Origin of the sequence: Psychromonas sp. KJ10-2, assembly GCF_047323255.1 — a bacterium.
Taxonomy (GTDB): domain Bacteria; phylum Pseudomonadota; class Gammaproteobacteria; order Enterobacterales; family Psychromonadaceae; genus Psychromonas.
In genome coordinates this window covers 641,959-653,965 of record NZ_CP178827.1, presented here as the reverse complement: position 1 = coordinate 653,965, position 12,007 = coordinate 641,959, and the positions used below count along the sequence as shown (strand labels likewise).

Here is a 12,007-nt window from a genome sequence, read left to right as displayed (position 1 = left end):
GTTAACAATAAAATCGCATCGAACAAAGTAACAAAGTGTGATAAAAACACTGGCTAATTATCTGAACAATAAAAGAATAATCTAATGCCTTTATCTGCCAATCAACTTATCGACGACCTTGCATCAGCATGCAAAATCAAACCATCTCAAGTAAAAAGTGCTATTGAGCTATTGGATGATGGTAATACTGTGCCATTTATTGCACGTTATAGAAAACATCTAACTGAATCATTAGATGACACTCAGTTGCGCCTGCTAGAAAGTAAGTTAATCTATTTCAGAGAGTTAGCTTCACGTAAAGAGAGTATTGTTAAAGCTATTGCACAGCAAGGTAAGTTAACTAGTGCATTAAAGCGTGAAATCGAATCGATCAAAGATAAAGTAACCTTAGAGCATTGTTATGCACCTTTTAAAACCTCTCGTGTCACTAAAGCAAAATTAGCGGAAGAGGCTGGATTAGCTGCTTTAGCAGAACAACTTTGGCAATCTCCAAAGCAAGATACAAGTTGGTTAGCTGGGCGTTTTATCAATGTACCTAAAGGCTTTGAAAGCAAAGATAAGGTCATAGAAGGTGCATTAGCGATTGCCATTGATAAAATCACACAAGATGTGAAGTTACAGGGACTGTTAAAGACACACTTAGTTGAGCAGGCGGAGCTGACTGCCACAGTGGTTAAATCTAAAATTGATGAAGCGATTAAGTTTAAAGATTATTTTGATTTCAAGGCACGCTTAAATCGTTTGCCTGCTCACCGTGTTTTAGCCATGTTGCGAGGTAAAGCGGAAGGGTTTTTACGTTTAAAAATCAATGCAGACCCGTTTCAAAAAGATAAAAAAGCTTACAGCTACTGCCAAACTATCATAGCCAAACAGCTAGGTATCTATCTTGATAAACAAGACCATGATTCGTGGCACAGGTATGTGATTGATAATGCTTGGCGTACCAAGTTATTGCCTAGTTTAGAAAAACAGTGTTTGGTACAACTCAAAGAGCAAGCGGATGGCGAGGCTATTGAACAGTTTGCAAATAACCTCAAAGCGTTATTGATGGCATCACCTGCAGGCGCAAAAGTGACTTTAGGCTTAGATCCTGGTTTTAGAAGTGGTTGTAAATTAGCAGTCGTTGATCAAACGGGTAAATTATTAGCCACAGAAACAATTTATCCTCACCAACCACAAGCCCAATCTGATAAAGCAACGCAGGTGGTAAGTCGTTTAATTAAACACTATAAAGTGGAGTTAATTGCTATTGGTAATGGTACCGCCTCACGAGAAAGTGAGCAGTTTATTGCCAATATCATTAAAGATCTGCCCGTGGCTATTCAGGCTATTTCAGTGAGTGAAGCCGGCGCATCAGTTTATTCTGCTTCAGCGTTAGCTGCACAAGAGTTTCCACAGTTAGATGTGACCCTGCGTGGTGCGGTGTCCATTGCACGTAGGTTGCAAGATCCATTATCAGAGTTAGTTAAAATAGAAGCAAAAGCGATAGGTGTTGGGTTATACCAGCATGACGTTAATCAGACTGCGCTTGCTAATCGACTACAAGCAGTTGTTGAAGATTGCGTTAATAACGTTGGTGTTGATTTGAACACAGCGTCTAGTTGTGTGTTAGCTCATGTGGCTGGTTTAAATGTCACTTTAGCGACTAATATTGTGGCTTATCGAGAAGAAAACGGACGTTTCAACTCAAGGCAAGCACTTAATAAAGTGCCTCGTTTAGGTGCTAAGGCTTTTCAGCAAGCGGCTGGGTTTTTAAGAGTTGTTGCTGGCGATAATTGTCTTGATCAAACAATTTTACATCCTGAGCAATACCCGCAAGCGAAACAGTTAGCCACTTATAATAAACAAACATTAACCAAAATAGTTGTTGAAAAGCAAACCACTAACTTGAGCTTACCGCCTGCTAACGATGCACAAACGGTTGAACAATATAAAGCGATATTAGCCACCTTAACCTTAGCCCGACTCGACCCAAGGGAAGAGTTTAAAACAGCAGATTTTGCCCAATCAATTAATAAAATTGGTGATTTAGAGGAAGAGATGGAGTTACAGGGGGTAGTGACTAACGTTGCTAACTTCGGGGCTTTTGTTGATATCGGCGTACATCAAGATGGTTTGGTACATATTTCAATGTTGGCGGATCGTTTTGTTGATGACCCACATAAAGTGGTAAAAGTAGGGCAGATCGTTAATGTAAAAGTGGTTAGTGTTGAGGTACAACGCAAGCGTATCGCTTTAACCATGAAACAAGTTACTCAGCCTAATAGTTAAGTTGAGCGATATATGAAATTAAATAAAAGACTATTAACGCTTTCTGAGATGGTAAACGAGCATTACGATCTGGTTTGGGATTGTTGCTGTGATCATGGTTTATTAGGCTTTAAAATATTAGCTGACGGAGTCATAAAGGAACTGAACTTTGTAGATTTAGTCCCTGATATTACTAATAAACTAAAGCGAAAACTACAACAGCACGGGCATCACTTACCTAAAGATGCACAGTGGCAAGTGTTATGTCAGGATGTCAGTGAAATCGCACTGGCTAAGTCAGCTTCTCAACTAACTAACGATGCGCGACAATTAGTTATCATTAGTGGGATTGGTGGTGACTTAATCATTGAAATACTGAACAAACTTACCCCAAACTGCAGCGGCTTACACGTTGATTTTCTATTATGCCCCGTACAACATACCTATAAATTAAGAAAGAGATTAAGGGAATTACAGTTTAAATCAAAAGATGAACGTCTAGTGTTAGAAAATAATCGGGGTTATGAATTGATGTTAATAAGTCACTCCGCAGGACAAGCTATGAGCTTAACAGGTAGCGATATGATGTGGAAAATAATCCTTTGGCCTCAGGTTATCTTAACAAACTGATCGATCATTATCAGCGTAGCTTACGAGCCAATGAGCGTGACCTGTTATACCAGTCAGCGTTAGACGATTATTGTCGTCTAAAAGAGCAATGCTGTTAACTTTATTAAGCAAAAAAGCCACATAATATATTATGTGGCTTTTTACTTTAGTTAAGCTAGATTTTTAGATGCTAGATGCTAGATGCTAGATGCTAGATGCTAGATGCTAGATGCTAGATGCTAGATGCTAGATGCTAGATGACTAGATGACTAGATGACTAGATGCTAGATACCTAGTGCTTGACCGCCACCAATTTGGATTGTCTCAGCAGTGATAAAGGCTGCGTCTTTACTGACTAAGAAAGAGATAACCCCAGAAACATCTTCAGGCTGACCTAAACGACCTAACATGATGCTATCTTTCCAAGAAGCGAATACTTCTGGTTTAGTTTCTTTGATTTGTGCGTGGAACGGCGTATCGATAGTACCTGGAGATACTGCATTTACGCGGATACCAGCAGGTGCTAATTCTTTAGCAAGTGCACGTGTTAGAGTATGTACCGCTGCTTTAGAGGTACCGTAAATACCAGCACCAGGGCCACCCGCATTCCAAGCTGCATTAGAAGTGTAGTTGATGATTGAACCACCTTCAGTTTTTTTCAAGAATGGAATCGCTGCACGAGAAACAAATACAGCACTATCAAGGTTAAGTGCCATTACAAAACGGTAAAATTCAGTTGTCATCTCTTCGATTGGACTACGACCGCCTAACCCACCAGCATTATTCACAACAACATCAATTTGACCATATTTATTACCAATTGCAGTGACGTTTTCTGTTACTGCAACATCATCAGTTACGTCAAAACCGTAGTACTCAGCTTCGATACCTTCAGCGTTAAGTTCAGCAACACGTGCTGCACCGACTTCATCTTCGATACCGTTCAATACTACTGTGTAACCATCTTGACCAAGGCGTTTAGCTACTTGGAAACCAATTCCACCAGTTGCACCAGTGATTAAAGCAATTTTTTTAGACATATTCATATTCTCATTGATTCGTTAATTGATCGTTATGCCAAAGGCACGAAGGAGGTGCTCAACAAGTTTATAAAGAAGTCCTTAATGTAATATTAAGGTTTGGTATTAAAGAAGAAATTGTTTCTATATACACAATGTCAGCTTGTTACTTTATAACCTTGGTGACCACCTTTAAAAAGTTAATTGATATAAAACATTTATTGTAAACAGATATCAATTTAAATCACGGTGTTATTGTATTACAAATAATGCGTTTGTAAAATTATTTATCAATCAATGTGGAGAGTCTTTTAATCTGAAATCACCTATATTTAGTGCGAGATTTTATCCGATTATATTAGCTAAATTCTGTTTGAACACTTATTTATTGGTGGGCTTACTTAAAATAATTTAATTTATATCATTGTTTTTGTTTTATTTTTTGGTTTTTTCTGTTTTTTAAATTCTATTGGTTTTGCAAAGTAATGCTCATTAATTTTATTTTATTTATAACTTGAGAGAATGCTTTACAATCTATTTTGTATGATTTAATTAAGTGCGGAATTGTGATCAAGACCTCATCAGTTTATACCCTATTTGTTGTACATAAAGGCTGTAATGACACTTTTATTTGATATTTTAAGATTTTTTATCTGCTGTTCTCTTATACCAATAGCATTAAATAAGAGATATAAATTTTGCGCAGGAAAAATGGCTTAGTTAAAGCGTTATTTAAGCCTTTCGTCGGTTAACTTGGTTAATAGCCTATCGGAAAATTAACCAAAAGATGTTAATGCTTTATTAGTTGTTTAATTTGCGAAATTGACAACGAAGGAGTCAATTGTTTTAACAGTAAAATAGATCAGTTACTTAGTGTGATTGGTATTAGTATGATGTGTAATAAATTTTAAGTATGATGCCGCTCTATATTATTTTATCTACCTTTTTATTTAGAGATTGTTATGCAGTTATTAAAGCGCGTTGTTCACTCGTCGATCCCAGACACTAATTTAACCCCAGAACATCCAGAAATTTTTACCCGCCTTGCTACGCGTGCGATTGTGTTTAAACAAGGAAAAATACTATTAATGTTTACTGAACGTTATAATGATTACTCATTACCCGGTGGTGGTGTTGACCTTGGTGAGGAACTTATTGATGGATTGCAGCGTGAACTAGCTGAAGAAACAGGTGCACAACAGATCACTAATATTCAGCCCTTTGGTTTGTTTGAAGAGTATCGCCCACACAACAGCACAAAACATCAAGCTGAATGCTCTATTATGCATATGCTGTCCTATTGTTATACCTGTGAAATTGCTGATCAACTGGGCGAGAGTCAGTTAGAAGATTACGAGGTAAACAATGGTATGCGCGTATGTTGGGTGGATATTGATGAAGCTATTCAACATAACTTACATACCATTGAGCATGACCAAAAGCAGGGCTTATCTATTCAACGTGAAACCTATTTAATGCAGCAGATAAAACAGCGATTGCTGTAGTGTTAAAGTTGCTGATTCAGTAGACCTTGTTATAAGCATGTTCATAACTTATCTAGATTAGATAAAATACCTGATGCTTTTTCTCTAATAGCGATTTTTTGAGCATTATCTATTTTATCCCAATTACGCACCGGAAAAGACATTCTTGGATTTTTTGAAAATTTGTCATAGTGTTGGTCGATAAAATTCCAATATAAACTGTTAAGCGGACATGCATCGTCACTGATTTTTTCTTTTATCTTATAACCGCAATTTTTACAGTAATCACTCATCTTATTAACATAATTGCCGCTCGCAGCATAAGGTTTTGTAGCAATCCACCCACCATCAGAAAATAGCGCCATGCTTCTTGTATTCGGAAGCTCTACCCATTCAATTGCATCAATATAAATGCCTAAATACCACTGATCCACTTGTTCTGGGTCAATACCTGCCAATAACGCAAAATTACCTGTGATCATTAACCTTTGTATATGGTGAGCATAGGCATGCTGTAACGATTGTGAAATAGCACTGTTTAGGCATTGCATTTGGGTTTTACCATCCCAAAAATACTTGGGTAAATTTCTACTAGCCGATAGCGCATTTTGAGCAGCATAATCTGGCATGTTAATCCAATACATACCTCTTACATACTCACGCCAACCTATGATCTGGCGAACAAAGCCTTCAATTTGGGGTAGGGTGATCACCCCTCGTGAATGAGTAAATGCATGTAATGCCGTTTGTACCACTTCCATAGGGTTAATCATTTTACAGTTTAAAGAAAAACTCAATCGAGAGTGGTATAAGCTCCAAGCATAAGGGAGTTTACCGTCATCGCATCTTGGAAATTACCAAAGTTGGGTAATTGATGTTCACAAAAATAATGTAGTAGTTGTAATGATTGTTGGCGATTAATCGGGTAGTCGACTTGTTTCGATGATTCACCGATAGTCTTAATATTATGTGCCTGAATACGTGTTAAGTAAGATTCTGCTGGGTTATCAAAAATTAATGGGCGTGGGATCTGTTTAAGATCCGTTGCATTAAATGATTGACGGTTATTTGAATCATAATTCCAAGCGCCTCCCTGTGGTTTACCTGCTTCCATTAATATATCGAAGCGTTTACGCATAAATCGATAAAAGGTTTCCATACGAACATGTTTTTGGGGCGTAAAGTGTTCACGTAATTGCTCAAAGGGTAATAAAAAGTGCTCGGTGTCTTCTTCAAACAATGGCAAAGCAACTTGTTTTGCCATCTGCTGTAATTGGTCTCGTAAACGATATTCATCGGGTTGCTGATAATGGATAGCCTCACATTTGTATTGCACTGCTAATTGAGTGAGTAGATCAGGTAAGTCTTTATATTCCTCAGTCTCATCTAAAGTAAGGTAACACACTTGATGATCTTGCTGTTTTAAATAATCAGCAAAGTCGGCCATTGCGGCAAAGAAGGCGGTTATTTTTTTAATATGATGTTTTGTATAGTCTGCTTCTTGCTTCAATTCTGCAATGACATAAATAACATCATTATCAACTTGCTGAAACCAACTGTGTAAGGGGTTAAGTTGATCGCCTAATATCAATCTAAGCTGTTTTGCTTTCATCGTTTTTCCTTTCACATTGTTTTTGTATCGTTGACATAGGGATCAGTTTGATTGCTCTCTTTTTGGCGACGGCATCGCTCAGAGCAATAACGTACTTGATCCCAATTACGTTGCCATTTTTTGCGCCAATTAAATGGTTTGTTACATGTCATGCAAACTTTGCTCGGTAAAAAAGGTTTTTTATGCATTTGACTGTTTACTCATGCTGGATGTGGAACGACGTTTTCGAACATGTTTAGCCACAATACGTTTACCTTCTTGGCGAGTGTCCAAACGTTGACGGAAACCCCATAATAAATCTCTTGCTATCTTGCCTGTCTCTTCTATATCGACCATTGGTTCAGGGTAGGTGTCACCAATGACGAATTGATACAGCTGTTGTTCCATAGGAGAAAGTACCCAAGGTGTATGTATGATTTCTTTAGGAATTTCCGATAGCTGTGGTAACCATTGTTTTATAAATTTGCCATCGGGATCTTTCTCCTGTGATTGTTTTACCGAGTTGTAAACACGAATAGTATTAGTACCAGTAACACCTGATTGCATTTGGAATTGTGGATAATGAATACCCGGCTCGAAATCAAGAAATAACCTGGCTAAATAAGTAACTCCTAAACGCCAATCAACGAGTAAATGATGGCATAAAAAACTGACTAACATGGCACGCATTCTAAAGTTGATATAACCTGTTTTGATTAAACACAACATGCAAGCATCAACCAGTGGATAACCGGTTTGAGCATTTTTCCAACGCGATAGTCTCGTCTCTATCGATAAGCCACAGTGTTGTTCTGGATAATGGAGATGATGGTAAGCTTTGTTAACATGTTGCCATTGCATTTGATGTTCACTTTCAAACTTTTGAATAAAATGACAGTGCCAATGTAAGCGTGAAGCTAAGCCATCAATGGGTTTCTTCCAACCAAGTTCAGGACGTTTTTGCAAAATAGCTTGATAACACTGTTTTAAACTAATATTTCCCAAGCTAGGTAAGGTGATAAACGAGAACAACTTTTACGACTTGCTAAGGGCTTACCAATATTAAAGTGGTAATCTTTTCCACGCCCTGCAAGAAATGAGTTAAGTATTTTGTGAGCCCATTGTTCCCCGCCGGTTAGCATCAAAGGGTCAGGTATTAGCCAAGTATTGGGTAAGCTTGCTTGTGGTAATGCTGCAATTTGGTCATTTGTTAATAAATCCTGTTCAGAAAGCCTTGGGGACGCGTATTCTCCATTGATGACTTTTCGCCACTGTGTATCCCAACCTTGTCTATCTTTTTTCGCGCGTACGACTGCACCCGTCGGTGTTTCATGCCACTGAACTTGCTGCTGTTGACACCAGGCTTTGATCTGTTTATCTCGTTCAAAGGTAACCAATAACCCGGTTTCTTCATGACTGAATAACTGTTTAATATTAAATTGTTGTTGAATTGACTCCAAACCTGCTTGGGCGTCACCATAAAACAGATAAACTTGCGTGTTAAACCTCGCGAGTTGCTGGTTTAAATCTTGTATAGATTGCCATACAAAGCGCCAATGACGAAGGTCATAATGCGGATCATTGACTAAGCAAGGTTCAAATACGTAAAACAATAGGGTTAAACCGGACTCCACAGCAGAGGCTAATGGTTGATGATCGCTTAACCTTAAGTCTCGCTTTAACCAAACTACATTAATCGCTGGTTGTGCTTTGCTTAAAATCTTATTCATGGTTATTGCACAGGCCAGTCATCTGCTGACACAGAATCTAAAGTGGTGTGTTGTTCAGCATTCTCTAGCCAAATATCTTGGTATTCCCCATTCGGGTCATGCTGCTGTGTTTGTTTGACTAAGTTAAAGTGTCGACCTCCACGTGGGTCAACACCTACGCCGGCGATATATTGCCAATTTCCCCAGTTAATCGCAGCATCATAATCTATTAAATGTTGTTCAAACCATGCAGCACCGTATCGCCAATCGATACTTAATTCATTGACTAAACAGCTGGCGACTATTTGTCTTCCGCGATTACTTAAATAGCCGGTTTTGCGCAATTCATTAATGCAAGCGTTGACTAAAGGAAAAGGGGTGTTAGCGTTGCACCACTTTTTAAAGCGCTCTGGGTAGAAAGAGGTTAACGGTGATGTATTAGCTAGTCCCTTAAACTGATATAACTTATCTTGGATTTTATAATGTAACCATTGAAAGTACTCGCGCCATAGCAGTTCATGATAAAGGCTTCGTGTTGATGCACTTTCGCCATGTAACTGTTCAAATTCATTAATACTACCCATGACTTGTCTGACGGAGATAAAACCATAATTCAGCCACGCTGATAATTTGCTGCTATTATCCCAACCATCAAGCTTGTTTCTGACCTCTTTGTATCTTGCTGGAGCTGAGCATGAGAAGTACTGCTGAAGTTGTTCAAAACCCGCTTGCTCACCACCAGTAAAATGGTAACCAGACCGTTTATGGTCTTTGTTAATCTGCTTTGTGATCTGTTGTTCAATCACCGTTTCACCCCAACAGTGATGGCAGTCAGCTAATTCTTGGTCAAATTGAGGGGGTAATGCAAAAACTGTTGTTTGTTCAATGTTTGAAGCAAGAGCTGAAACCACTTTTCTGAATTTAGAGTAACTTGCAGGTAAATCTGCTAATGCAAAAGGTAAAGCTTGTTCTGTGAACAGTGTGAATTGTTCTACCAGATGTAAATTTGTAGTTGGTTGAAGTTGTTGTAACTTAGCTGTGATGTCTCGCTCATAGCTGCCAGGCCTTTTAGTGATGATCAGGTCGGTAATGGCATATTGTTCACAAATGGCATTAAGTGAGGTGACACTATCCCCATAGATAATATGCAAATGTTGACCAAGCTTTTGTAAATTACTACTTAACGCTTGTAAGCCTTCTAGCAAAAAACGTAAACGAAGCTCACCCATTGCAAGGGCTTGTTGTTGGTTAACTTGGAACCATGCAGAGTCAATGATAGCAACACAAATCAGTTGTTCACTTTGACTGGCTAAAGTCAGTGCTAAGTTATCATTAATACGTAGATCTTTGTTTACCCAATATAATGTACGTTGCATCTATATCATTCCATAAATACAAAATTAATACGGGAAATAAAGGGATTAGGATCAATCAATTAACTGAGCTATATCGCTCAGTTAATTGATTGAAGTAGGGAAAAGATTAAGGTCAAGAAGACAAAATGGATTAAGTCGATTGAATTGCTTGATTACGTCCGGTTTCTTTTGCTTGGTATAAGGCAATATCCGCACGTTTTAATATCTCATCAATATCTTCACCGTAAAAATCACGTTGTGCAGTGCCTATAGATAGCGTGATATAAATATCTTCATCTTCCGATACTGGAATGGCGGTATTGGCCATTTTGACACAGATTTGTTGTGAAAGCTGTAGCGCTTGTTGATCATTCAAATTCGCCACTAAGATGACAAACTCTTCACCACCCAAACGAGCTAATACGACTTGCTCTGGTAGTGCGGCTCTTAGAGTGATTGCAATTGATTTTAAAACTTCATCACCAATATCATGGCCGTAAACATCATTCACTTTTTTAAAGTGATCAGCGTCTAACATCATCACTGATATAGCTTGTTCAGTTTGTAAATATTGCTCTGCTTCTTGGAAAAAATGACGTCGGTTGCTTATTCCGGTTAATACATCCGTATTAGCAATGTAAGCAAGGCGATTTTCTAATTCGATACGCTCTGTGATATCAAAAGCAGAAGTACGGGCGATGGCAAAATGTCCTTTCTCTAAAATAGAGGTCGCAGACGTGGATACAAAGAAAGTATGGCCGTCTTTGCATTGTATCTCCAATACGACACCTTCAATTGTATTATCCATTTGAAGTTGTGCCAAAAAACGCTCAAATGTTGCCACGCTAGCGGAGGTTAAAAAGTCCGTAAAAGGTTTACCTATGACTTCTTCTCGTTGATAACCAAGCCAACTTAATTCTGTGTTGTTGATTTTGAGAATAATCCCTTGATTGTCTAGGCTGTGGTATCCACAAGGTGCGTTTTCATAGAGATCATTTAGCTCTTCTTTAATGATACCATCATACTGGATCTCTTTGCGTTTCTGTTCAGTGATAAACAGGAGTAATAATAAAATCGCTGCGGTACCGATATAAAGTAATACAATGGCATAGTTAGCGATATCTGTATTGAAGATAGAGTGCTCATTAATAGTTTCATTAGGCAAGAAAATCACTAATTTCCAATCAGTAATTTCTTTAGATCGTTCAACCACTGTTAAATTAACATTGTGTTCATTTTGAAACATGCCAATGCTATCTAAGTTGAATGGCTTGACAGAAACATAGCGAAATATGCCTGATTTAGAATGATAGATACCGTCATTATGTTGACTAACGGTCGGCCAAGCTTTGGGGTATAAGTCTTTAAACTGTTGATCTACATCATCAAGGCTTGCTCCCCACTCATTACTTCGGTTGTGATTGCTTAACCAGTAACCTTGCGGATCAATCAACATCCCTTGACCACTAATTCGTAATTCCATTTGCTTCCGGAAATCCTCAAGTAACTCGTTGGCAAAATAGTTCATTACCATAATCCCGACTTTGTTACCCTTTGCATTAAATATAGGTGTAGCAAAACGGACTACTGGTTTATAGGGGAGTTCGACTTGCCCATGCTCCATATTGAGTTCCATAGCTGAAACATAGACTTGACCTTTTTTGAGCTTGATACTTTCTTGAAAATATGAAGAATTTTTTTGTTTTGTAGGTTTTGTTTTTTTACTATAGCGGGTTGCCCATTATTATAATTCATTCTGATACGCTCATTACCTTGCATATCGATTAAACGAATTTGATCGTAACGATTAAAAGTAACAGCGAGGTTAATGAACAAGTTTTCTAAACCTTGACGACTGATTGGACTGCCATACTCTAAAAAATTAGCTAATACGTTAGCGCGCGAGCTCATCTGCAGCACCATCAATTGCATTTGCATCTCTTTTTGAAGTACTTGTTTGGTAGAAGCCACAAAAGCTTCTTCTTGAGCT

General features: G+C 38.2%; 9 protein-coding genes and 2 pseudogenes. 3 read left to right on the top strand and 8 right to left on the bottom strand.

Features of this window, described 5'->3' with window-relative positions:
* The first annotated feature begins 84 nt into the window (after positions 1–84).
* Complete coding sequence (locus ACLKL2_RS03160; protein ID WP_413693341.1) at positions 85–2,271, top strand: Tex-like N-terminal domain-containing protein; 2,187 nt, start codon at positions 85–87, stop codon at positions 2,269–2,271.
* A 12-nt stretch (positions 2,272–2,283) separates the two neighbouring features.
* Positions 2,284–2,880: a tRNA (adenine(22)-N(1))-methyltransferase TrmK gene (locus tag ACLKL2_RS03155; protein ID WP_413693340.1), complete on the top strand. Its 597-nt coding sequence runs from the start codon at positions 2,284–2,286 to the stop codon at positions 2,878–2,880.
* 263 nt (positions 2,881–3,143) lie between these two features.
* Here the strand turns inward: ACLKL2_RS03155 and ACLKL2_RS03150 are convergent, their stop codons facing one another.
* Complete coding sequence (locus tag ACLKL2_RS03150) at positions 3,144–3,899, bottom strand: SDR family NAD(P)-dependent oxidoreductase (RefSeq protein ID WP_113818147.1); 756 nt, start codon at positions 3,897–3,899, stop codon at positions 3,144–3,146.
* 941 nt (positions 3,900–4,840) lie between these two features.
* Here ACLKL2_RS03150 and ACLKL2_RS03145 point away from each other — a divergent pair.
* The gene (locus tag ACLKL2_RS03145; protein WP_413693339.1) at positions 4,841–5,383 is read left to right on the top strand and encodes an NUDIX hydrolase; all 543 of its coding nucleotides are present in this window, start codon (positions 4,841–4,843) and stop codon (positions 5,381–5,383) included.
* Positions 5,384–5,424: 41 nt separating this feature from the next.
* Here the strand turns inward: ACLKL2_RS03145 and ACLKL2_RS03140 are convergent.
* The 7 genes and pseudogenes from ACLKL2_RS03140 to ACLKL2_RS20240 form a co-directional block, all read right to left on the bottom strand.
* Positions 5,425–6,974: pseudogene (locus ACLKL2_RS03140) on the bottom strand (cryptochrome/photolyase family protein).
* A gap of 11 nt (positions 6,975–6,985) precedes the next feature.
* Positions 6,986–7,162, bottom strand: coding sequence for a DUF2256 domain-containing protein (locus ACLKL2_RS03135; RefSeq protein ID WP_413693338.1), 177 nt, complete (start codon positions 7,160–7,162; stop codon positions 6,986–6,988).
* The gene (locus ACLKL2_RS03130; protein ID WP_413693337.1) at positions 7,155–7,919 is read right to left on the bottom strand and encodes an FAD-binding domain-containing protein; all 765 of its coding nucleotides are present in this window, start codon (positions 7,917–7,919) and stop codon (positions 7,155–7,157) included. The genes ACLKL2_RS03135 and ACLKL2_RS03130 overlap by 8 nt, the downstream gene beginning before the upstream one ends.
* A 20-nt stretch (positions 7,920–7,939) precedes the next feature.
* Positions 7,940–8,683 carry a deoxyribodipyrimidine photo-lyase gene (locus ACLKL2_RS03125; RefSeq protein WP_413693336.1) on the bottom strand — a complete coding sequence of 248 codons (744 nt, stop codon included), beginning with the start codon at positions 8,681–8,683 and terminating at the stop codon, positions 7,940–7,942.
* A gap of 2 nt (positions 8,684–8,685) precedes the next feature.
* Positions 8,686–10,038, bottom strand: a complete 1,353-nt coding sequence (locus ACLKL2_RS03120) for a DASH family cryptochrome (protein WP_413693335.1) — start codon at positions 10,036–10,038, stop codon at positions 8,686–8,688.
* A gap of 130 nt (positions 10,039–10,168) precedes the next feature.
* Positions 10,169–11,263, bottom strand: coding sequence for a sensor domain-containing diguanylate cyclase (locus tag ACLKL2_RS03115; protein ID WP_425475322.1), 1,095 nt, complete (start codon positions 11,261–11,263; stop codon positions 10,169–10,171).
* Positions 11,264–11,347: 84 nt separating this feature from the next.
* Positions 11,348–11,928: pseudogene (locus tag ACLKL2_RS20240) on the bottom strand (cache domain-containing protein); the annotation flags it as partial.
* Between the last annotated feature and the right edge of the window lie 79 nt (positions 11,929–12,007).